This window comes from Proteiniphilum propionicum, assembly GCF_022267555.1.
In the GTDB taxonomy this organism is placed as follows: domain Bacteria; phylum Bacteroidota; class Bacteroidia; order Bacteroidales; family Dysgonomonadaceae; genus Proteiniphilum; species Proteiniphilum propionicum.
On the sequence record NZ_CP073586.1, the window covers coordinates 103505 to 129220 of the forward strand.

Here is a 25716-nt window from a genome sequence, read left to right on the forward strand (position 1 = left end):
GCTGCAAAGTTATTAAAAATATGGAAATTTTTCCGTAATGATGCAGGAAAGTTTACAAATCCTTCAAAACGACATCATACGTTACAGGGACTCCTTTTTTGTACATTGCCAATACGCCGCAATATTTGTCGAACGAAAGCTGACAGGCGCGTTCAAGTTTATCTTTAGGCAAGTTATCTCCTTCAAACTCATAAATAACCTTCATTGAAGTGTATTGTTTGGGGTGCTCTTCCGTCATTTCAGCATCTATTCGAATACCAAAATTTTGCAGATCGATATGCATTTTACGGGCAATAGACACAACATCCAGGCCCGTACAGCCTGCAGCAGCAACCAGCAACAGCTTCTTTGGCACGGGGCCTGCATCATTTCCGCCCGCACTTTCCGGCAGGTCAATTGTCACGGTATGCCCGTCGAGCTCCGTATCAAAAATATTATTCTCTCTCCAAACCGTTTTGATTGAATGTGTCGTCATATTTGTATCATTAATTGTTTATTTTGTATCATTCTAAACAAATTATTGTCAATTTGGTTCGATGAATGGGAAAAGTATAATAGTCAAAGAAAAGAAGACAAATGAGACACAAGAAATATTGTATCTAATGGATAGTATATGATTACATTTTGCTACATTTGCATAAAAAATATGCAGTATGATAGATAGTAATGCAAAAGTGCTTTTAATATATACCGGTGGGACCATCGGGATGGTTGAGAATATTGAAACGGGTGCTCTGGAGCCTTTCAACTTCAGTCACCTCCGCTCAAATGTTCCAGAAATAAAACGTCTTAACTTCAATGTTGACACCTTCCTATTCGATCCTCCAATAGATTCGTCAGATGTGTCGCTCCCTATCTGGCAACAGATGATCCAAGTAATTCAAGATCATTATGACAAATACGATGGATTTGTTATTCTTCACGGTACAGACACAATGGCATATACAGCATCGGCACTTAGCCTTATGCTGGAGAATCTCAACAAGCCCGTTATCCTGACCGGCTCACAGCTGCCTATCGGCAAACTAAGAACAGATGGCAAGGAGAACCTTATCACGGCACTTGAGATCGCAGCCGACAAAGATGCTTACGGCAATCCTGCTGTCCCTGAATTGTGTATCTACATGCAGAACTTGCTGATGCGCGGAAACCGCACCACCAAAGTCAACTCCGAACATTTCAGCGCATTCAACAGTCCCAATTATCCATACCTTGCCGAGGCCGGTCTGGATATTCGCTATAACGACCGGTTCATCCTGAAGCCCGATTATTCTGTGCCTGTTCTTTTCAATTACGACATGGATCACCATGTAATAATATTGAAACTGTTTCCTGGTATCACGGAAGAGGTTGTGAAAGCACATCTCACAATTCCGGGACTGAAAGGTGTGGTTCTGGAAGCCTATGGAACGGGGAACTCACCAATCTATCCATGGTTTACCGATCTGCTTCGCGATGCCATGGAAAAAGGAATTGTAATCGTCAATGTCACTCAGTGCCTCTACGGGTCTGTTGAGATGCATCGCTACGAAAATGGGCAAAGGCTGGAGAAGCTGGGCGTTGTGAGCGGTTATGATATTACTACCGAGGCAGCTCTCGCCAAACTGATGATACTGTTCGGCCAGGGCAAGACACCTACCGAGGTAAGCCGGCTCATGTCTGTTTCACTCCGCGGCGAACTGACGGTAAGAAGTTAGGTGTATCAGTTCCATGAAATTGTCATAATCTGATAAGCTATTTGAACATAGCAAACAGTTATAGCGATTCAAAAAGTCAAATTCAAGGACCATATTACACTATTATTTTAAAAGGTAAGTCCCATCCCCAGTTGGGTAACCACTCTCTTTGCTTCACCTTCAGTTGGTCTGTAATAATCGGCTGATAGCCTTAGGAACAGACCGCTGCTCTTTTGGAGACCAACAGCAGAAAAGTAGCTGACACTACCTCCCACCTTGTAATAATCTTGTTTCAAATATACCACATCTGGATTCATAAATTCCGTGATAACAGCAGATTCGGAATCGGCTCCTCCATAGAGGTAGCCACCTTCACGGTTCGCCTTCCGAACAATATTGGCTCCAAGCACCCAGCGGGAGCTGCGTCCTGAGGGAAGATTTACCTTTGCATTGGCACCAAGGTAGAGATCCCTGATCTTCATGTATGACGCCGGCATAATATAGTTGTCGTCCGTCACCGTGTAAAGCGCATGGAGGCCCGCTTTCCAGCTGTACTCCTGCCCCACATTGCGGTAAAAATCGTACGACAGGCGGTAGGTATCGCGCCGGTATGTGGAGCGGACGCTGCTGTAAATATCGACCCATTGCTGCACCTCATAGGTGTTGTCCAGCACCTGTACAAACTCTATACCATCCGTTCGACTGCTGCGGTAGGAGAGGACCACCCGGTTCAGGTTCACTCCTTCATGCAGCAGTGCCGCATGTCCATAGAGTTCCTGCTGGCGGACAGTTCCCTCTTTCCGGGGTTTGGTGATGTCCCTGACCGCCTCTTCCACGCGGAAGCTGTATCCCCCTTCTGCGAAAAAACGAAGAGCTTGTTGTTGCCAGCCGTACTGCAGGCCGGCACCCTCTTTGTTGGCATCGTAAACAAAACTGCCCAAAGACTGCAGGCCTCCGATCACAGCTGTATAGTGGTTGCCCAGCCCCCGCATCACAAAAACATCCTGATTAACCTGGTCATCGCTGTTGCTATGGCCCCGCGTCTCCTGGATCATATTCTCATACTCCAGGTTCAGTCCCACACGATGGGATCCGAATATCGCAATAATGCCCGGCTTCACATTGATTGAATAGAGGTAAAGTTCCGAACGTGGATCTACCTGCTTGGCTCCCGTTTCGGCTGTATAGTCAGCCCGGATACCCAGAAGGTAACGATCGAATAACGGTTTCGATGACACCCTCATCTGCAAGTTGTAATTCTGCTTCTTCCAGTCACTCAGGTTGGGATCTACCGGATAATAGGGCACTCCCCGGTAGGGATCAAGCATCGCCGTGTTGAATCGTGTATCGCGAAGGGTCTCGTTGTGATAGGAAAAGCGACCCCAGGCATAAGCATTGCCAAGCTGTTGTCCACCCTCTGTCTCCACACTGAGCTGGCGCTCCTTTTCGCCCTGCTGTACCCTTTTGAATTCACCGTCGGTCATCTGATATCCGGCCTCGAGAGAGCCATAACTCCTCAGGCTGTCCAGACCTATTCCGGCACCGTTGTTGCTCTCAAACCAGTTGGCACGTGCCTTCCTCATCTCAATAGTGAGGGGGGATGAAAATGTTCTCTGCTCCTGTGCCGTGGTGTAGGTCATCAACTGAAGGGCTACAGCCGTCAGCAAAAGCCCTTTGATAGATTGTTTATATACGCTGTTCATAATCGTTCCTCTTTTTTGCTATTTCCAGGTGTTCCAGGAGGGAGCCTGCGCATCGTATCTCCTGATCTGCGGGAGATCCATCACCTCAAAATCTTCGGTACTGTTGTTGGTATCCTGCAGGATGACCCTTCCATCGGGACGTGTCTCCTTCACCTTCCTGGCCACACTCTTGGCCACATAGGTCCCATTCACCGTGGCAGCACCGGCATCCAGTACAGCCGGCATCCGCTTCAGCTCCATCTGGTTGGTATTCCCCACGTTCTCCAGGGCATCCACCACCGATTCGATGGGGATTCGGTAGCTCTGTACGGTTGAACCCACAGGACTCACCACCTCGCTGGGACTGTTGGGATCAATCGGTTCAGTGGGGATAAAAAGGACAAATGCCCCTCCGAAAACAGTGGTTAGCCACTGATTAGTAGGTTTTGGCCAAAAAGCCATTTTCATGTTGATGGCAGGGTTGTCCTGTATAAGAGAGGTTGTCTTGACTAATGTTTCAAACTCGGCACTCAGCAGGTTGACCGGTGCTGTGGGGTTGAGGTTGGCTTTTGTATGGTCATCGGCCATCTGGGCGATGATGATCGACTCACCCGGTTGCAAGGGAAAATCGGTCGTGTCGGGTACCTGCCAGATATGCAAGGCATAGACATACTGGTCGGCATCCTCTCCCGGCCAAACAGGCAGATTGGCTGTAGCAGTCTGAGGGTTGATAAGGGCAATGGCGAGTCCCCGTATGTTCTGCTCGAGGTCGCTGTTGTTGTAGATCTCATAGAACTGATCGCGGAAGTAGGTACCTCCGGTGGGGGTTCGTGATCCGCAGTAATAGACCTCCTTGAAGAGGAGCGCTCCCGCTTTGGCTGCACCCACATCGATGGTGATCGTCTCCTGATTGTCTACGATCCCCACATTTACCACGTTGCCATTGTAGTTGTAGGTAAACCCATCCTCGCTCTTCTCCGCACTCACCGTGATGGTGTAGATGCCGGGGATGATGTTCTCTACCGTGACCGGCTGATTGGGCGTCATGGTGGCGGTCAGCTCATAGCGCTCGGCAAAATTGACCAGCTTCACCTGCAGCTGATCGGGCAGTGGCGCCGTACCCAGATTGAGATTCACCTTGATGGTGGCACTCAGGGGAACCATCTCTTCCGTACCGGAGACACTCCGGAACTGCTCACAGGAGAGCAGTGCCAGCATCAACGGAAGGAGAAGGATGTATATTCTTATTTTCTGATTCATATGATTTCTTGTTGTTGATCTAACGAAATAAATGGTATGTATCTATTGAGCACTGCTTTCTATTTCAATTGCAGGGCCAGCTCAAAACCAAAATACATGGGGATGTTGAGTCGTGTAAATGAACCGGGGGTTCGCTTGCTCTCATAGAGCGGCCTGCTGTTGAACATGTTGTTTGCATAGAACGATGCTTTCAGATTCTCACCGATCTCCTTGGTCAGGTGGAAATTGATCAGCAGCACCGGAAAGTAGGATTCCGCGATAAAACGGGTGGGACTCCTTGTTTCGAAGAGATAGGCAAACTCGGGATCATCTCTCTTGGAGTCATCGAAAGGCTTCACCGATCCGTCCTTCCGTGAGATATAGGCGACAAAGGTGGTGTCGTTACCGTAGTTGGTCCAGTACTTGTTCATCCAGCTCACCTGTGCAGTTGTTGTTAGCACAAATCCGATAGATGGAATGTTATGGGTAGCCCGTATGGTGGTTGTTAGACGCTCTCTTTCATATTTCTCTTTACCTTTCTCATAGATGCCGATATTTCTCTCCAGCTCATTCAGATTCTTCTTGTTGCTGAAGCTGTGGCCATCATTCCAGTCGGTGGAGCGCATATAGGCCCCATTCAGCACGAAGGAGGTGCGGATGGCATGGATCCTGCCGAAGTCAAAATCGAACTCTACCCCCCTGTTGTGCGACCGTCCGTCGTTGGTGGGGGTAGCATGGGAGACGAAGATATTGTGTCGTTCCTTCTCCCGCAGAGTGGGTATTGTGCCGAGGTTCTGTACGGCCTCCTCGTAAATGATGTAATTCAGCAAATGGTAGGAATCGATGGTGGTAGCCAGGTTGTATCCGTTCTTGAGCTGCTCGTTGTAGGCCGTCACGGAAAAACGCATCCTGTTAACCATCAGGTCAAGCCCGATTTCCGCCTTCTGGTTGGCAGCCATTTTCAGCTCCCTGTTCCGGGTGTTGAACACCCGTGTTGTGGAAAGGAACAACTGCTCATTTTCCGGCACCGATGAGGAGTTGAGGCTGTTGAAGTGAACCAGGTCGAAGTAGGCATTTTCCGGGTAGAGATAGAGTGTTGTCGGCGCTTTGGCTGTCACCCCGAAGCCACCCCTCAGCCACAGCTTGCGGGGCAAGATATCGAACGAGAGATTGGTGCGGGGGGTGACGATGCTCTTGCTGTTTACCAGGTCGTAGCGGAGACCTGCCTGTGCCAGCAACTCCCTCTCACCCATGCTCCATGTGAGGTTCTCCTCTCCATAGAGCGACAACTGGTTGATAAACGGAATGGAAGAATACTTTCTGGGGCGCGGCGACGAGTTCTCCGCGCTCTGGCTGCGATTCGGAGGGTTATAGGGATCATACACCTTCCCGTCGCCCAGGTTGCCGTCGCTTCTGAAGTTGGTACCCAGCAGGATCCGGTTGTTCACCGCTCCCAACGTCTTTGAAAAGGAGGCATTCAGGTTGGCGAAGAGATTTACCTCCTTGCCGTAGATATCGTACCGGCTGAAGTACTCATTAGGAAGATAGGTGGCGATCAGGCTGGCCTCACCGGCGGGGATATTGGTCAGTTCACGTCCCTCGTTGTCATACACCTTCTGACCGGGGCGGTTGCTCAGTACGGCTCCGTCGGTATTTGACATGGAATAGGCGGCAAAAGCATTGCCCAGCAGCTTCTTCTGATAGGAGTGCTTGTCGCGGTAACTACCCGAAAGCGTATACTTCACGTTGCTCAGCCATCCCTTGCGGATGTTCCAGGTGCCGTTGGTGTTGAACCGCAGGCCAATGTCGCGTGCACCCGTTTCGAGCTGACTGCGTTCATCATCGGGGTTTCTCTCCCGTGTATCTTTGCCCAGCGAGAAATCGAAGGAGGTGTTGCTGGATAGTTTGTTGAAACGATTGGAATACATTGCCCGAGCCGTTGCGCGCTGATAATAGGCATACGACTCCTTGGCATCCTTTATGCTGTAGGCGTAATCACCGCTTACATTCAGGTTTCCCCTCTCTTTACCCAGGCTCACGCCCTTGCTCACAGAGGCCTGGTAGATGCTGGGGTCTGTCTTCAGACGGATGGTGAGTGGTTCCCTGCCCGCTTTCGATTTGATGATCACCGCACCGGAGGTGAGGTCGCCATGTTCAACCGAGGGGATGCCGCGGATCACCTCCACCGACTCAATGTTATCGGTTGAGATGGAGCGGATGTCGAGACCCGAGTTGGGTGATGAACCACCTCCTATAGAACCGCCACCACCGCTGATGGCCGGTGAGAGCGTCTGCAGGTTGGCATTGTTCGACAGGGGAGCACCGTCGATCACGATGGCGGTCCCCATGCTGTTCATATTGGCAGCATCGGCCGGTACCGGTATCCCCTGGTTGAGCGGGTTGGCTCCCAGGCTGCGGATATTGAAGGTCTTGGCCGATGAGAGACCACTTTCATAAGAAGTGATACCACCGGGTAGTAACTGCATGATATCGCTCAGCGAGCTGGTCTGCAGGTGATCCATCGCCTGGCGGGAGACAAGGGAGGCGGTGGCTCTGCCGGCCTTGCTCTCCTGTGCCACCACGGTGATCTCTGTCAACCGGAAGGTGCTCTCCTGCATCTGAAAGGAGATCTCCAGATGCTTTCCGGCACCAAGGGTAAAAGCGGTATCGATCGGTTCCATCCCCAGAAATTCGATCTTCAGGTTGATACGCCCCGGCGAGAGACGATCGAAGAAAAACTCACCTTTGTTGTTGGTGGTGGTGGCTGACCCTTGCGGGAGCACCTGCACCGTGGCAAATTCAACCGGCACAGAGGGATCATTCTGCTCTACCACCCTTCCTCTCACGGAAGAGAGGAGTTCTTGCGCGGAGAGTTGTTCCGCACCAAGGATAAACAGCCCCAATATGGAAAGGATGGACAAAAGCAGTCTCCTTGGTGATATAATTGGATTAAGTATAAGATTTTTTATCATACTGTATGCTCCTTAATAGAAAAATCAGGTTACATAATTAGTCCGTCAAGCGTTTTACGGTACGCAACAGTTCATTTTTAACAACTTCGTCTGTCTCAACCGAAGCCTGTCTTTTACAAAAATCGACAATCTCGCACTTTTTCCAGGAACGGGTATACCAGCCAAATGCTTCGGCCAACAGTAGTCTAAGGCTTTGATCATCTGATTCCTTCATAAACTGGAAAAGTGAATCAAGATAAGCTGTTTGGTTGGAGTTTCGCAGAGCAGTGATGTTAAATCGCTTGCTACGTTGCTCCACCTTTGGATCGAGCAGTTCCATCATATTCTTCTCGTTTCCAGCAAGAACTCTCTCCAAGTTGGCTTTCTCCTCCCTCTTCTGTTCATACCAGACACCACGCCTACCTTCCAGCTGCTTGTCATAGGCAACTAGTGCTGCTTCTACGGGATATAGCTCGGCAGCTCGCCTGATCTGAAAATCAACTCGCTTGGTGATGCCTGGAGAAACCCGCAACAGCATGATATCATCAAGAAGAGCAGGCGATTGATTCTTGGAAGCATCGATTCCAGCAAAACGGCGTAAAAGTTCATAATTGTCATACAATCCGGCTTTGATGGAGGGAACTATCATATCACTACCACTTTGCTGTATGAGTTGATAAGCCATCAGTCTTACGGTAGGACGAGCATCGCTGGTCTGTATCACATACAATTGATCAGGGTTCATTACACCCTTTTGGAAAAGGATTTTCATGGAGAGTGCTTTGATTTCTGGATGCTCCTCCTTTGCCATTTTCTTCCAAAAGCGGACTTCATCTCTCCGGTGTGCAATGGCATAGTTGAAGTCATGCCCCTTTTTCCGGCTACTTACATACCGGAAGGTGGGATCACCAATCAGGTGTGATTCAAGAGTGAACTGTTCCTTAGCCCAGTTTCCCACACTCACACCAAGCTCCAACAAACCGATCAACTGGTTGGACCAGATATCCTGCAGGGTATTTACCGAATTAGCTTTGACCACTACAGTATGTCCCGGATTGAATATGTAATGACCACTGATATAATCTTCCAGATGAAAGGATCCATTGAAGCATGCATCCAGCATAATAAAGCGGGCTCCTGGTGTAAAACCTTCAAGATCTGCAATATGAATATCCATTGCGGCGTCGATCAGGCTGTCCTGTTTCATCCTTTCAGGATCGAATGCGTCAGCCACCCATGATTCCGGCACATTGTAGTTCTCAATATAGTACTGTTTGGAGGCAATTGTATCCCTTGCACTCCGGATCTTTCCCCGGAAAAACTTACGCGCCATATCCAGCCATCGGTCCGCCATGCTTGCATACGGGCTGGCATTCAGATACTGCGTATCCTCGGCACCATGATGATGCAGAATAGCCAGATCAAGATCCTCTCTTGAGAGCTCTGCCATAAGGCGCCATTTAACCGATTCATCGAATGTATGATCGATATAGTTGAGATGGCCTTTTCCTTGGGCCAATACGGGAAATTGGTCTATTAACGAAATTCTTTCATCAGCCCGTGCTACCATGCTATTGGAGTTGTATCCTTGTCCAGCAAAATAAGTGATACGGCTAATCTCCCGTACTGATTCTTTCTCTCTTACCACCTTCTCCAGATAGGCATCAATAAGCTCAAAGCGTGTTTTACCCTTGTATTTGGGTGGTTTAATCCGTGCGCTGTAGATGTTGCTATTCACCGATTGAGCTCCTTCGGATGACAAACTGTAATAGTAATACAAATGGTTAACCGAATCTCTTTTGAGGTAATCGAACTTCAAATTAAAATCATCATAGAATCTGTCAGAAGGGACTGAAGAGTACTCCCAAGGACGTTGCTGATTCATCTTAAATGCAGTTGTCAGATGCTGCCCGTCTCTGATCATGGGTACAGGAATATTTCCTATAAATACAGCTCCCTCTAAACCATCAGTCTTATATAGAGTATACAATACCGTTCTGATGGAATCAGGGATATTCCATCTGTCAACAATAATATGTGTTTTAAGTCCATCTGCTTCTACTGAAGCAGCATACTTTTCTAAAGCACTCTTACAGTTATCCATCACCTCCTGATCAACAATAACGGCGAAAGAGGGTTCATTTTTTCTCGCAAATGTGTCGATGTACACAAATGCTAACAACGACACCGTTAAAACAAAACAACGATATTTCATTTTTCCTTAATATTATATTTCAAATTATTCAAATTCGCGGTAAAAATAATACATTATAACACTAATTCCTAATTTTAAAGAATGAACAGCTCTTTTAATGAATACAAAGGTCTCTAACAATTACTAAGTAACAAATATAATTTAGTAAGGATTATTTGATGATTCGCTCATTATTTAGAGATATGCATAGTTTATTTTAAGGCATGTTGAGCTTATGGTGAGTTTACCTTTAAGAATAATTTATTTTCCGGAGAGACCTACAGAAAAAAGCTGTAAAGAACAACTAAAAAAGTTAGATGTATGGATGTATGAAAGTTATAATTAGAACAAACGTATGATGGTATTAAGTTTCGAAAGTAGCGCACAGCGGAATCGAACCGCTATTCATTGCCTGAGAAACAATTTTCCTAACCGTTAGAAGAGTGCGCCTTCTTGTATGGTGTTGCAAAATTAAGTAAAAAAGTTGTACCGTTGTACATAATCAGTGAAATTTTTTTATTTTTTCCGCTGATAATACCTGTCAAGCGCCTCCTTGGCTGCCACAAATGAGCTTTTACGGTCGCAAAGCACCTCTTTTTCAAGGTCAGATAACAATTTTGCAATCTCCGGATCACGATAGAAACCGTTTCTTAGCTGCTCGTTAATGCTTTCAAACATCCAGAACTTAGCCTGCTCCTTTCTTTTGCGGTCGAAATATCCGTTCAGCTTCACAAAATCAACATACCGGTGCACCATATCCCAAACCTCATCTATCCCAATATCATAAAATCCCGAATAGGTAAGCACTTCGGGTATCCATCCCGATTCAGGAACCGGGTAGAGATGCAGTGCGTTTTTCAGTTGCCGCTGTGCCATCTTTGCCTTATCGATATTATCTCCATCGGCTTTATTTATTACAATACCATCAGCCATCTCCATAATTCCCCGTTTAATACCCTGCAGCTCATCACCTGTGCCGGCTAACTGAATCAGCAGAAAAAAATCTACCATGGAATGGACTGCAGTCTCCGACTGGCCTACTCCCACAGTCTCCACAAAAAGGTAATCGAATCCGGCTGCTTCACAAAGGATAATCGACTCCCTTGTTTTGCGTGCTACGCCCCCCAGAGATCCAGCCGAGGGAGAGGGGCGTATAAAGGCATCATGCTCGCGGGAGAGCTTTTCCATCCTGGTTTTGTCTCCTAGAATACTCCCTTTCGAACGTTCACTTGAAGGATCAATGGCAAGCACTGCCAGTTTATGCCCGTTCTTAAGTAGATGTATCCCGAAAGCATCGATGGATGTGCTTTTCCCAGCTCCGGGAACACCTGTGATGCCCACACGGATAGAATTCCCGGCATATGGCAGGCATTTCTCGATAATAGCCTGTGCCATATCCTGATGTTCCGGGCGTGAACTCTCCACAAGTGTTACAGCCCTGCTCAGTATCACTCTGTCACCAGACAAGATGCCTTCCACGTATTCAGTGACCGAAAGCGTGCTGCTCCTCAATGGTTTCTTCATATAAGGATTTACACTTGGTGGTCGAGAGATACCTTTATTTACCATAAGTCCGCTATATTTGGGGTCGTTTTCGGGGTGTTCCATTGTTGCTTTATCAAAAATTGAAAAAACCGGATGAACTCTTTATACAAAGATAATTCATTCGGCTTGTATAGACAATCAGAAAGTCTATTTTATCTTTTTGGAGTCACATTACCCTTGATTGTGAGTATGTAAACTGTGTCGGGTACATTTGTATAAACGGTTATAGTCTTGTTAAATGTGCCAGGACGACGTACTGTGGAATACTGCGCGGAAATTACTCCTTTTTTACCGGGCAAAACCGGCTCTCGTGTATATCCGGGCGTAGTGCACCCGCATGATGTTGTCACCCTATGTATGACAAGGGGGCTATTACCTTTGTTGGTAAACTCAAATTGAGTGGTTACTGCACCTATCTCCTCTTTGATAGTACCAAAATTATGCTCAGTCTTCTTAAATTCCATATCAGCCTTCGACTGTGAAAAGACTGCTCCGCTAATCAGAACGGTAAATACGAATATTAAACTCAACTTTTTCATTTGAATATTTCTTTTCGTTTCCAATAATTTTTTCAGACACGATAATAACAAAATAGTTTAACCCTTGTTTACTATTTAACAATTATTCGGCTTCCCCCGGTATGAGAGATAAATTCAGGTGCATACATGCTTTGAATTGTAGTGATGCCGCTGGAATAGCTGCCGGTACGGTTTATATAAACCGCATATTCAAACAACCAGGTACCACGCGGCAATAAGTTGAAATAAAAATTGGAAGAAGCATCTTTACTGGTTTGATAGTAGGGTATCCCGTTTTGCCAACTCATACCGGAGACCTGATTGGCAGGTTCAAAAGCGGCTGCACGCATATCCTTCAGATTTACAAATTCCATGTCGCGGTCCGTCCTGACAGTGATACGCACAACAACTTTATCACCAACATTCAGTGGAGTCTCTTTCGTGATACGAACCAGTTCCGCTCCCGACGGCCCTGACTGTTCTACAAAAAGGAGTTTTTCAACATCAAGAGAGGCGTCTGTTTTGGTAATCTTATCCATATCTTCATAGTACTGCCAGTATAGTGCTCCCCAGGCAGGGGCATTACCCTTATGCTCGACTGTTACTTTTCCCATTTCGGGATTTATCTCTGAGATACTCCAGGATTGACTGAAATATCCAGTTCCAAACTCACTGCTATCCGGCTTAACACGCCGCTTGCCAATAGTTACAACAGTTTCTCCCTGTGAAGAGATCCAGTCGCTCCCCGTACTAAGCAAAGCATATACAGCATCGGCAGTAGCGTTAGTAGTTTCCCATATCTGTGTCTGTTTTTGCTTGAGCAACCATCGCTTCATCTTATCCATCTCTGTTTCTGATGCACCTCCAGCACGAAATGCCTCCATGATAAAGGTATGGGCCGAAATGGCTGATTGCGACATAAACACATGACCGCGATTATTAGCCCAGTACATTCCCTCTTCCTCTGATACGGTTGCATGTTCCCTTAAGGAGTCCAGTATCTCCGCTAAAATGCTAAAATTATTCTCACGCTTCATCAGCAGAGCGATAAGAGACTGCTCGTATAAGCTATAGAAGGTCCGGTTTTTTTGTATCACTGAGAGATAGAAATCGGTCATCTTACGCACCTCAGAGTCCATAATAAAGTCGCTGTATTCCGAACGTACATAGAGGTATTCAAGATCTGTTACCGAGATAGTTTTCATCTTTCGCCAATCTTTATGGTATTTTTTAACTGATTCAAAACGGCGTCTGGCTTCTTCATCTATAAATTCGATTGCTTTCGACTGCATTACAAGGATATCTGGCGTAAACTCCACAGCATTAAGCTTCCTGAGTTGCTGAAAACCATACAGGATATATTGCGTGATGCTTACACTCGGACTGAAACCCTTGAACCAGCTCCAGCCACCCTGGTTGGTTTGCAGTTCCCGTAATTTATCCAACGCAGAGCTTGTAAGGTTCATACTCCGGTTAAGGTCGAACAACAACCATAACTTTTCCTTCTGCTCCGATTCATTCTTTGCTTTCATCACCCAGGGAGTTTCCTCAAGCAATACATTTTTCAACTCCTGATTTTTTTCAAGGTTTGAAAGGAAAGTCTCCTTGGTCCCACCCTCCATCTTCCAGGCTGAAACCATAGCCGTCACTTTAGGATATAACTTTCCTATATGAGCGCCCAGGGTATTAGCATAATAAGAAGAAAACCACGAAACTGCATTGTCACTTCCAGGGTTACTCAACACGGGGAGCGCCTGAACAGCGTACCACGCAGGATTAGACGCAAACTCGAGCGAGAGGCGGTAACTTTGCGCGGTTGCAGATATCTCTTTCGTCAACCGCTCCATGAAAAATGATTTTGTCTCGTTACCATTCACATCCATTCGCATACTCTCGGTCACCAACATCCGATTGGGAAGCACCGCAAGGGCATGTTGTTCTCCATCCGAGAAATCTTCAGCTTGTGCGATAATGCGGATACCTATCACGTCGTGATCATACGGCACATCAAAAATCCACGAAGCATCGGAAGAAGAGCCACTTGAAAGCTGGAACGACTGGGAGGCATTTGAAACCGAAATACCGGAAAAGAGTTGTTCCGTTAATGGGTCAAAAAGTTCTATCTTCACCATTCCATCAATGTCATGCTCCGACAGGTTGGAAATCTTTGCAGAGATACTTACCCTGTCGCCCTGACGCAGAAACCGGGGCATATTAGGCGTCACCATAAGCTCTTTTTGCGAGACAGTATAAGCTTCCGCCTTCCCGCTATTCAGTTTCTTATCGTGAGCCAACACACGAAAACGCCAACGGGTATTGCTCCCGGGTACGGTGAAAGCAATTTGTGTCTCTCCCTTATCGTTGGTTCTTAGCTGCGGATAAAAAAAAGCGGTTTCATTAAAATTACGACGGATCTGAGGTACAACATCCATGCAGGTATCTTCTGCCATTATAGGGGATTGTGGCGCATACGGGGAACGACGGGCACTATCTCTCTCATTCTCCACGTCCACACCCTTCAAAGCACTCTCACGTACAACCATATCTTCGTTTACCATAACCTGTTCTGAAGATGCTTCATAATTCTCAGTCTGTATACCTCCCGCCTTGGCACTCCGAAACATTACCCTGCCTGAATACAACAACGAGTATCCATACCAGTTAAAACGATCGAACTGGAAAGAGATAACCTCTTTGAACGGTCGGCTAAAATAGCCACTGCCAAACCCGGGGTTAAAAGAGAGGTCTCCCTGATACTTTGGGCTATAGCCTTGTGAAAGGAGCGAAAAATAGTGGTCCCCCCATCCCTGGTTAGGATATATTTTATCGAGCGACACGTCATACATTGATGCAAGGACCTCAGCTACAACAGGTTTCCCAACAGCATCTAATACTGACAGACGCCACTCCTCCCCCGATCCGGGGCGGATTCTGTCGCGAAACACATCTAACTTAACCACCAGTTCCCTAACCTCTTTTTTCGGAGTTAGCGCTACACGATGCGCATGAAACTGCTCGTTTTTTACGTAGGTAAGCATCAGCTCTACTCCCTCTTTGTACTCCGGTTTATAAGGCAAAGAAAACAACCGGGTTTCATTGTTCAGCTTAATCCATTTTCTTTCCAACACTGTTTCATCATGCCATAGCTCATACAGCACATTTACATAATCGGAAGCACCAAGTATCACTTCAGCCGGCTCTCCATCGGCGAATGTTTTGTTTTTTTCGATCAGCCAATCGTTGGTTTTCACAGGGGGCCGCTTATCTCTATATGAAAAAAGTATAAAGTCTTTTTCCGTTTCAACCGGGTTATTCCGTTCATCTTCAGTAAGCAGTTTCAACCGATATTTACCAGAAGAGAGCAGGGCAAGCTGTTTTTTCAACGTTTCCTGTTTTCCGGTCACAAAAGTACCCATCAACACTTTATCTGCAATGGAATCGTTTTCAGAAACTGTGTACAACGAATAAACACCTGATGCCATAATTTCCTGTCCATCCAGGTTTTTCGCAGAGAACAGAGGTTCTTCAGGGTTGTTTCTCTCCCATCGGTCATTCATGTCGATATGCAACAACATCGATATATCTCCTACAGTAACACTATATACACCTGCTTGTGTCTCTCCATTGCTATCGGTTACAGTTGCTTCCACATTAAACGTGTAAATACGTTTGCGACCCTTTTCGCCATCAGGTTTCCGGGGCGTGAATGTAATGGCGAATCTCCCATCATCACCTGTAGTTGCACTACCGGCAGTGAAATATTCAGGCAAGCTGGCCCATCTCCACCAATAAGTGTGTTGTCTAGTGATTCGGTAGGTTACCGTAGCATTTTGCAGTTTTATCCCGGAAAAGTTTTCCGCCTTTCCTTTGAGCGTGATCTCTTCACCAAATTGATAGGTTCCCTCTATCTTATCGAAAGATACCCCAAAAGTAGGACGTTTATACTCTTCAACCTGAAAATTAACTGTCCCGTTTTGAGAGGTGATCGCAAAATTTCCAGAAAGAATGCCGTGAGGCAATACAAACTCACCCGCCACAGAGCCAAACTCATTGGTTGTAAGGGTCTGCTTGGAGATCTCTCTGTAATTGGCATCTCTCAGCACAAGTTCGATAGTCTCCCCTGCTATAACGGACTGCTCCTTAATACCTGTACGAACCTGTATTGCCTTAAAGAAAACGGTTTGTCCGGGCCTGTACAAACTGCGATCGGTAAAGATACTTGTCGTTTTCCGCGGTTCACTTTTTAGGTCGGAAAAATCATAATAATCCAAAGGCAGCGGACTCAACATCGAGCCGTTGTCATTTTTTAAAACAGCGTGATAAAATACATCGTTGTTCGGAATCTTTTTATCATACACTGCCAGTCCCAAATTGTTGGAAGTAATGGACTGATCAAGAGCAAGCTGCGAATTACTCCAGTTACCTGGCAGCTTATAAATATTTATTTCTGCTCTGGGTACTGGTGTACCGGTGGTTCTGTCCACAACAAAAAACTCATACCTGTTATCGGATGCTTCACGGGCAAAAATCGCCAGATCGGAAACTGCGAAATAATATTCCGATTCTCCGCTATAATCTGTTTCTGGTGAAGTACTGAAAGTCAACATATAGGTTCCGGGGGCTCCGGCGTTCAGCACGAACGATGTTTCCCCTTTCCAATATTCAACCGTTTCGGGGATACATATACTGAATTCTCTTAAAAACTCACGTTTGTCTGCTATTTGGCTTCTGATTTTTGACCTCTCTGTCAGCACATCAAGGGGTGAATGGATTCTATAGAGTTTTGCTGTTAGTGAGCGGATGTTCCGAAAGTCAACTTTCAGCCTTTTTTCTCCTTCTATAGGAAAAGTACTCGCTCCTGAGATTGTGAAAAACGGCTGTGTAAGTTGCGACAACCTGTTTTCAAGTATGGAAATACGTTCATACTTTGGAAAAATGGAAATTGTATTTTTCAGCAATTCATACAGCTCCCCGGTCTTCTCTTTTGCCTGGATAGAATCTGCTGGATCCATCAAATCTATCTCTTGCTGATAAAGCTGGGAAAGCTTGTCGATGACCTCAACACTAATATCGTTCCCTTCCCATTTTTCCAGGAGATTCTCCAGCGCGGGCCTTGCCGCAGAAGTGTGGGCTGAGGAGAGTTTTCTCAGGTAATCAAACATTTCTAACTCCGTCAGTAGAAGAGACTCGTCCATGCTTCGTTGTTTCAGTGAACCCAGTAGCTTTCTATAACTTTCCAAAGCCCAGAGATTGTACTCTCTGAGTTCGGGATTGAATGGCAGTTTTACAAAATCCTCAACTGGAGAGAAGAGAGACTCCTGTGTGATATTCCGTTTTGCCAGAGTATAACTCAAGTCCTCACCGGTATCAACCTGCCCAAAAAACTCAATAGCTCGACGAGCCAGAAAATCGTACAACGAAGGGAAAAACCGTCTCGAATCATTTCCCAGCTCTACTACGTCAGTATAGGATTCAACTTTTGCATTTATCAGTTCCCCCTCTGGAGCAATAGAAGCATTCAGATGCTCTATTACCTTATCATAGAAAATATTACGTGTCCACTCCTTTATATCGGTCGGTACAAAGTCCCCCAATCCAGTCCTTTGATTAATATTCCACGAGTCTTTCCGATAATATTGCAAATAGAGTTCTCCCAACATAGAGTGCAATACGGCGCGCTCCACCATATCATTACTTTTGAGGAGCATTTGTCGCAAATTGCGGAATATAAGTGAATCATTTTGTGCATCAACCGCCAGATCATATTTTCCCAGATGTATCACTGCTTTAATAGCCTGGGGGCTATTTTCTTCTTCAATTGCCTTACTCAATATCTCATCCACCACTTTCGCCGCTGATTGGGGAAGCGACTTCTTTTCGAATTCGGCAACCCGTATCCAATCTTTTACATAGTGCTTATTATTAACAGTTTGACTGTTCTGTGTATATATTCCGAAAACATGAACAAGAAACAACAGCGTCAGGAAAATTTTTTTCATATGATTAATTATTTTGTAGTTAAACTCACCTGCATCAGAAACACATTGCTTTATGATAATCGAACTGATAAGAGTGTTAACACAAATGCAACTTCGGCGTATCGATCGAGCATTGACTTATGATAATCAGGGCTTTGGGCAGGATTGATTGATTTACTCTTCACATGAGGGCTATATTAATGAGGTGACGTATTAACTATCTACTAAACAGTTTTATGGACTTTTTGTTTTGATTAAAAACTCTAATAGTATGATATGAAATCTCAAGTATACATTGCAATAGACGAATGGAAATCTCAAACGCTGCATCAATACGATTTATTTAATCATTATTAATAATAATAAACTATTTAACCGGAACAGTTCCTTTAAAAAAAACAAATAAAAAATATCCCGGTAAAGGGTTGCTTTACCAGGTAAACAGTGTGTTTTTAATGATTAAAAATGTCATAGAACTGGTTTCATGACCACTCCGATCCTTTTTTTTCCATTGATCTTGATGACAAGAGGTTTCTCAAATTGCACATGACGTATATATTCGGTTTCGTGAATAGCAGGCTGTTGATTCAAAAACATTTCATCGAAGTAACCGTCATTTTCCAAGAATGGATTCACTGTAAAGTATCCCACACCGAAAGATGTAAGGTTCTGGAAGAAATGTGTGCCCTGACTCGGTTCTATGCGGTAATTCTCCATACCCGACTCCACTATCAAGCGTGCCTGACATATATGGGGCCATTTAACCGGGATACCCAACCAAGGATCGGAAGAGCCCCATCTACCCGGGCCGACAAGCACATAATTTGTCCCGGTTTCTGCAAACATGCTGTTCAGGGACTCAATTTCACGGGCTATCTGAGGATTTTTGGATGCAGAGAAAGACTCAGTCTTCACATATACCACATCGAATACATCGTTTGATATTCCATTTCCAAGTGCATTTTTTGACATTAACACTGAATCTTTTACATTTATATTTTCCAGATCTTCATACACCACCTCTCTGTTGTCGACAATCGGCCGAATTTGCAGTACATAAAATGTAGCAAACTTATGATCTCTTATATCCACGGCAAACTCTATCTCCACAGGCCGTCCCATCTCTTTTTGCCCTACCTTCAACAGCTTGTCGAGGATCTCTGACAACGGGAACATACCATGCTGAAGGATATTTGCGAAAGATACAATCTTGCGCCCTCCCTCATAGAAACCATCACGAATAACCTGATCTTGAGGATCGTATGTAGAGGCGACATATCTGAGCGGCCCATCTTTTTCAGCCTCTTTAAGCCTAATGCTCAATAGATTGAACCCATCATCAACTGTAAAATCTTTTGATACCGAATCGAGATCGAGAGCGTAAAACCTTGTTTGTGTATCCCTTAGCGCCAGATCGAGAGTGCTCAGTTGCAGAATCCCGGATGCATGCAGTGGTGAGAAACGAAGTCCGAGATTCCCGTCGATAATATACTTTCCCAATCCCAAAGCCATATCAACAATACCATCCTCAGTAGATTCGTTTCCAATAGGATAGTAGTTAATTGAACGCGCAACGCCCGATATAGCAGGATAAAACAACTTACCATACTGTGAACCAGCCATCTCCTGAAGAACTATCGCCATCTTCTCCTGATCAATCAGATTCTGCGTGGCAGCCATATAAGCTTTGCTATCTTTATAAAAAACCGATGCATAAACTGCTTTGATTGCGTTGCTAAGAAGGCGTACCATCTCATATTTGTCTTTCACATAAGGAATCATATATGTAGAGTATATTCCGGCAAAAGGCTGATATTGTGAATCTTCCAGCATACTCGATGAACGGATGGCAATTGGTCCTTCGATAGCTTCCAAAAAAACAAAAAAGTCGCTAACCAGCCTTTTAGGCAGCTTGGCAGCAAGAAAATGCTTCAGGATATCCTCATCTTTCCTGTCAGAAAGTGCCACTATGTAGAGATTGTTAGCTTCTATAAATTCATCGAAAATATCGGTACACAGTACCACCGTTTTAGGTGTTGTAACGGGAAAGTTGGGATTTTTATTCAGCTCCATATGCGTTTTCACCATATATCCAATAAATGCAAGCCCCCTTCCTTTCCCTCCCAGCGACCCCTCGCCAATACGGGCAAAATTTGAGTATTGGTCGAATCGGTCTTTCTCGAACACAGCCACTACACCTGTATTTTTCATCAGTCGGTACTGCACAATTGTGGCGTAAATTAGTTCGCGTGCATCATCCATGCTCGCATACTCGGAAACATCAATTTTTTTCAGCATCTCTGCCACCGGGAACATGGCACGTGAATAGAAAAAGCGTGAGAAATGATTACGTGAAAGGTGATAATAGAGGGCATCATCAGGAATATTACGGATATTCATCTGCAACTCCTTAAGATTCTTGATGCGGAAAATCTCCTCTTTTTTGTTTGGAGATGTAATAATAAAATCTCCGAAACCCAGGTTCTCTTTGATAGCCTTGCGGAGATCCTGCGGAAAAGTTTTGGAGTTTTTATCGATAAACACCGCATCTGCTTCACAAGCATATTTAATGTTTTCCGATTCGGAAGATGTGTAGATAATTGGAATATAACTATCTTTTGTTCTGATCCACTCAGCCAGGCGTTTACCTCCCAACCTGTCTTTCTCTCCCCCCACGCTGAAACTCATATCGGTAATAACACCCAGCATATTGTCACCATATTTCTTGTAGTAAGATACCGCCTCTTCGTAGTTTCGTGCAAGTAGTATTTTTGGGCGCCCACGCATTCTAAGCATTCGCAGGTGATCGTTTAGCGCCTCCTTTGAGAACTCTTTCGATTCGTAAAGAACAAACTTATATAGCAACGGAAGTACCGAGGAGTAGAAACGGACTGAGTCTTCAACCAGCATTATTGTTTGCACTCCCACTGTCTTCACATCGTGCTCAACATTCATATAGTCCTCAATAATCTTTATGATTGCCAGCAAAAGGTCAGTGTCACCCAACCAGCTAAAAACATAATCTATCCCGCTCAGATCCTCCTTACGCAACGATTGGGTCACCGCTTTGGAAAAAGGGGTGAGAAGCACAATCGGTATTTCGGGATAACGTGATTTTATCTGTTTTGCAAGTTCAAATGTATCACTGTTGTCCATGTTAGGCATGCAGATAATCAGCTCATAGTGATTCTGTTTTAGTTCAGCCAGTGCCTCTCTGCTGTTACTTACCTGATTAAAGCGGGGTGGATAACGCAGATTAAGGGATGTGTACTCGTTGAATATCTGCTCATCCACACGTCCATCGTCCTCAAGTATAAACATGTCGTATCTAGATGCAACCATTAGGATGTTGTAAATGCGTTTGTTCATAAGCTTCACGAACGGCGTATCGCGAAACCTGAGCTGACTGATATCGTGAGCTTTTACTACCGATCTGGGAGTTTTCATTTCAAATAATTTAATTAATGAACAAAGAGTCAATTCAGCTGATATTAAGTTGAAACTTGTGCAAAAGTTTTGCACACAACACTAAGTGATATCCTGAAGGCAACGAGCAATGTTCAATGTGAAAATAACAGCATAACTTTATTACGTGCGCAATGTAAATATCTATAAGAAAATCAATACACAACGCAACTACAAATTTAAATATATTTGATGATATGCAGAAATAGTCTTTTTGTTTTCACTGCTTAATTCGGATAATTATATATTGTGGCGAAATATATGTTTATTTTAATATATTTTCATACTTGGGATTTTTTTTATTTAAAAAATCTGATTTAATTTGAATTATTTTTAATAACGTATGTAAAGCAAACAACGGTTTGCTAAAAAAGTTTCAATGTAAAGCACAATCCATTAATTATAAATAGACTAGAAACCGCTGGAACTTTATAGCGCTTCTTTGTGATTGTCAGCTATTTAAATGATTATTTGCCTAATTATTACAAGAAGGGGGGTGTGTACAAAAATATACAAAATAATGAATTCTGGATTTAATTATGCTCACTTCGAAAGTTCGGTATTTTTTCTAGGTGATTATTCATAATTAATTAACTATTAGCAATGAATACACTTTAAAAAAACCAGTATAATCATGAGACATTTTTAATATTAAGTAAAAAAATCGCCGAACTATACTTATTTATGATTCCACATTTAAAGTTATTGAAATTTCGCATGTGTCAATACAACTCAAATATAATTAAATAGATGATGCTTCGCATGACACGCGTTGTACACCAAAAGCATTCTGTTTTTTAACGATCAGGACCAGAACTGGCCGTAAAACTTTACCTCTTAAAAAAAGTTTTAGCTGTAATCGAATCAAATGCGAAAGTTGAATTTATTATTCCATACCCAGTGACCAGATAAAAAGTAAAAAAAAATAATAAATCCGATGACTTTTTTTAAAGCTTAAAATTACCGCATTTTTAAAAAAAACATTTTTTAAAATTAAAAAGCTTAATCAAATAACAATTAATTAATGATGAAAAACAAAAAAACAAAAAATGGCAAATCAATAGAAAAGGCGTCATTTGCTTCTTTTTTATTGTTCGGGCAGTTTAAAGCAATCCTGCTTTTTGTATTTGTAACCTGTTCTTTGACTGTTTTACCTGAAACAGCTGATCAACAGCAGAAAAAACATTTATCCGGGACGGTAAGTGATGCGTCAGGTGCACCAATTATTGGCGCAAATATTGTAGAAACAGGTACTACAAACGGAGCTATAACTGATGTGGATGGCAATTTTTACATCGAGGTGGCGTCTAATGCAATTATCAGGATATCATATATTGGATATCTGGAACAGAATATTAACACTACCGGATTAATAAAAATCAACATTACGCTGATTGAAGATACAAAATCGCTTGAAGAAGTTGTGGTAGTAGGATATGGAGTGCAAAAGAAAGTTAACCTGACCGGTGCTGTTGAACAGATAACCAGTGAAGTTTTCGATAATAGGCCAATGTCAAACGTTACTCAAGGATTACAAGGAGTAATTCCAAACCTAAATATCTCACTGGCTGACGGAAAACCAGATCGGAGTGCCTCTTATCAGGTAAGGGGGATTTCTTCAATCGGGCAGGGCGGAAGCGCCTTAGTCCTTATTGATGGCGTAGAAGGCGATCCTACCATGCTGAATCCCAATGATATTGCAAGCGTTTCCGTTTTAAAAGATGCTGCATCGGCCGCAATATATGGAGCACGCGGAACTTTTGGTGTTGTATTGATTACAACCAAAAATCCAAGCAAGGAAAAGACATCGGTTACATACAGCAGTAATTTCATGATGAAATCCCCAACTATAGTACCTGATATGGTGACTGATTCATATATTTATGCCAATATGTTTGTTGAAGCCTATTCATCATACTATGATTACGCGCGTTCTCCCTCTACATTCCATAAATCGGTCCCTTACACACAGGATTGGCACAACGAGATGGCAAAAAGAAGGCCGGGATCGGGAAAACCTGAAGTGGAAACAGATTCTAACGGAAACTATTTCTACTACGCTAACACAGACTGGTACGATTTATTGTATAAAGATCGCACATACGGTACCGATCACAATCTCTCCGTACAGGGAGGTACAGAGAGGGCTGATTTTTTTGTTTCAGGACGTTTCTACCAACAGGATGGAATTTTTAATTACAATAGTGATGATTATTCAATTTACAATGTTCGGGCAAAAGGATCAGCAAAAATATCTGATTGGCTGAGGGTTGAAAATAATATGGGATTGTCTCAAAAGGATTATTTTAATCCTCTTACGGTTGCAGACGGTAACGTCTGGTATGGATTAGAGAGCGAAGCTGAACCGATGAGCCCGATGTTTAATCCTGATGGAACATTGACCATGGCAGCTGCTTATAGTGTGGGTGATCTCTGGTATGGTAAAAGCGGATCAAAATCCAAGAAACGATCGATAAGCAACACAACATCTTTATTTGCTTCGTTTTTGAACAATTCACTCCGAGTCATTGGCGACATAACTTATCGCAATACCGACAACAGAGAAGTTACTCGCCGTGTACCTGTGCCTTATAGTCCCCGGGAAGGTGTCATCGCATATCTGGGTTCTTCAACCAACGATTATGCAGAACGCAATTCAACAACTAATTATATTGCAACCAATCTTTATGCTGAATATGAAAAAACCTTTAATGGTACCCACTATTTTAAAGGTATGCTGGGTAACAACTATGAACAATCAACATATAATACTATAAATACAAGAAGAAACGGACTTATTTTTGAAGATGCCGACGATATAAATATGACAAACGGAAATGGAATAACGATAAGCAGTAATTATGAAAAATGGCGTATCGCAGGAGGTTTTTTTAGGTTTAACTACGGGTTTAAAGATAGATACTTACTGGAAGTAAACGGACGATTGGATGGATCAACAAAATTTCCTGTCGATAAGCAATGGGGCTTTTTCCCATCAGTTTCAGGCGCTTGGCGTGTTTCGGAAGAACCTTTCTGGCAATTGAACAATAAAGCAATTTCCGATTTAAAAATACGCTTGTCTTATGGTTCGCTAGGAAATGGGAATATTGCCTCATATGCATATCGCGAGCTATTTAATATAAGCCAGATGAGCCGACTGATAAATGGTACATTAAATCAGAAAACCTCTGTACCGGGAGTCATTCCCGATGGATTAACATGGGAAACAGCCACAACATCTAACATAGGAATCGATATGGGACTTCTTTATGGTAAAATGCGTTTTACAGGAGATGCTTACATACGTAAAACCAAAGATATGTTTACAGTCGGGATTGACTTGCCGGCAGTTTTTGGAGCAACTCCTCCAAAAGGCAACTATGCTGATATGACCACAAAAGGTTGGGAACTAAGCTTGAGCTGGCAGGACAAATTCAACATTGCAAGCAAGCCTTTCCAATACAACATACGCGTTACAATGGCCGATTATCTCTCTAAACTTGATAAATACAATAATCCTGAAAAAGACCTGGGAGGATATCTTGATGCAAGGGTAAATTATTATGAAGGAATGACCCTTGGCGAAATTTGGGGTTATGTAACCGAAGGGTTTTTTACCTCTCTGGATGATGTAAACAATCACGCATCACAAAGACTTTATTTTGCTTCCAACTCGGGAACATGGCTTCCTGGTGATATAAAATTCAAAGATTTGAATAACGACAAGGTTATCGATTACGGAACAAATAAAGTAGGGGATCCAGGAGATAGGAAAGTGATCGGAAATACTACTCCACGCTACACTTACAGCATTAACTTGGGAGCTGAATGGAACGGAATTTTCTTGTCCGCCTTTTTCCAGGGAGTGGGGAAACAAGATTGGTGGCCGGGTACGGATAATGCACTGTTTTGGGGACAATATAATCGTCCTTACAATAATATCCCTTCATCAATGATAGGCAATATATGGTCAGAAGAAAAACCAGATACCTATTTCCCAAGGTATCGCGGTTATGTAGCCCTGCAAAGCACACGCGAATTATCGGTTGTACAAACTAGATATTTACAAAATGTAGCTTATATAAGATTGAAGAACATGCAGTTAGGGTACAATTTCCCAAGAAAAACATTGTTGCCACTAAAGATGGAGGTAGCCCGTCTATATCTTACTGCAGAAAATCTCTGGTGTTGGTCTCCGCTTTACAAGCATACAAAGAATTTTGATGTTGGTAATATTTACGGAGAAGATATTGAGGCAAAATCAGCTGCAGGCAGCGGTGGCACTAATTCAATTATAGGTAATGGAGGTAATTCTTATAATTATCCGATACTTAAGAGTATTAGTGCCGGATTGTCTATTACATTTTAATTGATCTTTCGTTTTATAACATTTCGAAAAATAAAGTTCAAACTATCTCCTGTGATTGAGTCCACAATAAAAATCAATAGAAATAGAGTCCGTTTTTTA

Annotated in this window: 11 protein-coding genes; 2 read left to right on the plus strand and 9 right to left on the minus strand. The window is 43.8% G+C overall.

From position 1 onward, the window contains the following. Window positions 1-52 precede the first annotated feature (52 nt). The gene (locus KDN43_RS00385; protein WP_238867727.1) at window positions 53-475 is read right to left on the minus strand and encodes an OsmC family protein; all 423 of its coding nucleotides are present in this window, start codon (window positions 473-475) and stop codon (window positions 53-55) included. A 178-nt stretch (window positions 476-653) separates the two neighbouring features. Between KDN43_RS00385 and KDN43_RS00390 the strand changes: the two genes are divergently transcribed. After that, complete coding sequence (locus KDN43_RS00390; protein WP_238867728.1) at window positions 654-1697, plus strand: asparaginase; 1044 nt, start codon at window positions 654-656, stop codon at window positions 1695-1697. 107 nt (window positions 1698-1804) lie between these two features. On the opposite strand, the gene KDN43_RS00395 is transcribed toward KDN43_RS00390, so the two are convergent. The 8 genes from KDN43_RS00395 to KDN43_RS00430 form a co-directional block, all read right to left on the minus strand. Further along, entirely contained in the window at window positions 1805-3379 is a 1575-nt protein-coding gene (locus tag KDN43_RS00395; RefSeq protein WP_238867729.1) for a DUF6850 family outer membrane beta-barrel protein, read from the minus strand. Between the two features lie 18 nt (window positions 3380-3397). Next, entirely contained in the window at window positions 3398-4618 is a 1221-nt protein-coding gene (locus KDN43_RS00400; RefSeq protein ID WP_238867730.1) for a DUF4876 domain-containing protein, read from the minus strand. A gap of 59 nt (window positions 4619-4677) precedes the next feature. Beyond that, window positions 4678-7569, minus strand: a complete 2892-nt coding sequence (locus tag KDN43_RS00405; protein ID WP_238867731.1) for a TonB-dependent receptor — start codon at window positions 7567-7569, stop codon at window positions 4678-4680. Between the two features lie 37 nt (window positions 7570-7606). Continuing rightward, window positions 7607-9763, minus strand: coding sequence for a hypothetical protein (locus tag KDN43_RS00410; protein WP_238867732.1), 2157 nt, complete (start codon window positions 9761-9763; stop codon window positions 7607-7609). A gap of 495 nt (window positions 9764-10258) precedes the next feature. Beyond that, window positions 10259-11350: a methylmalonyl Co-A mutase-associated GTPase MeaB gene (meaB, locus tag KDN43_RS00415; RefSeq protein ID WP_238867733.1), complete on the minus strand. Its 1092-nt coding sequence runs from the start codon at window positions 11348-11350 to the stop codon at window positions 10259-10261. Window positions 11351-11439: 89 nt separating this feature from the next. Beyond that, a complete protein-coding gene (locus tag KDN43_RS00420) occupies window positions 11440-11826 on the minus strand; it encodes a DUF1573 domain-containing protein (protein WP_238867734.1) in 387 nt (128 codons plus the stop codon). A gap of 71 nt (window positions 11827-11897) precedes the next feature. Continuing rightward, complete coding sequence (locus KDN43_RS00425; RefSeq protein ID WP_238867735.1) at window positions 11898-17804, minus strand: alpha-2-macroglobulin family protein; 5907 nt, start codon at window positions 17802-17804, stop codon at window positions 11898-11900. Window positions 17805-18251: 447 nt separating this feature from the next. Continuing rightward, window positions 18252-21230 carry a PEP/pyruvate-binding domain-containing protein gene (locus KDN43_RS00430; RefSeq protein WP_238867736.1) on the minus strand — a complete coding sequence of 993 codons (2979 nt, stop codon included), beginning with the start codon at window positions 21228-21230 and terminating at the stop codon, window positions 18252-18254. Between the two features lie 1042 nt (window positions 21231-22272). Here KDN43_RS00430 and KDN43_RS00435 point away from each other — a divergent pair. Beyond that, the gene (locus KDN43_RS00435) at window positions 22273-25617 is read left to right on the plus strand and encodes a SusC/RagA family TonB-linked outer membrane protein (protein WP_238867737.1); all 3345 of its coding nucleotides are present in this window, start codon (window positions 22273-22275) and stop codon (window positions 25615-25617) included. The last annotated feature ends 99 nt before the right edge of the window (window positions 25618-25716 follow it).

Coding starts and splice junctions, on each gene's coding strand:
- KDN43_RS00385 (WP_238867727.1), bottom strand. CDS start 475: ATGACGACACATTCAATCAAAACGGTTTGGAGAGAGAATAATATTTTT.
- KDN43_RS00390 (WP_238867728.1), top strand. CDS start 654: ATGATAGATAGTAATGCAAAAGTGCTTTTAATATATACCGGTGGGACC.
- KDN43_RS00395 (WP_238867729.1), bottom strand. CDS start 3,379: ATGAACAGCGTATATAAACAATCTATCAAAGGGCTTTTGCTGACGGCT.
- KDN43_RS00400 (WP_238867730.1), bottom strand. CDS start 4,618: ATGAATCAGAAAATAAGAATATACATCCTTCTCCTTCCGTTGATGCTG.
- KDN43_RS00405 (WP_238867731.1), bottom strand. CDS start 7,569: ATGATAAAAAATCTTATACTTAATCCAATTATATCACCAAGGAGACTG.
- KDN43_RS00410 (WP_238867732.1), bottom strand. CDS start 9,763: ATGAAATATCGTTGTTTTGTTTTAACGGTGTCGTTGTTAGCATTTGTG.
- meaB (WP_238867733.1), bottom strand. CDS start 11,350: ATGGAACACCCCGAAAACGACCCCAAATATAGCGGACTTATGGTAAAT.
- KDN43_RS00420 (WP_238867734.1), bottom strand. CDS start 11,826: ATGAAAAAGTTGAGTTTAATATTCGTATTTACCGTTCTGATTAGCGGA.
- KDN43_RS00425 (WP_238867735.1), bottom strand. CDS start 17,804: ATGAAAAAAATTTTCCTGACGCTGTTGTTTCTTGTTCATGTTTTCGGA.
- KDN43_RS00430 (WP_238867736.1), bottom strand. CDS start 21,230: ATGAAAACTCCCAGATCGGTAGTAAAAGCTCACGATATCAGTCAGCTC.
- KDN43_RS00435 (WP_238867737.1), top strand. CDS start 22,273: ATGATGAAAAACAAAAAAACAAAAAATGGCAAATCAATAGAAAAGGCG.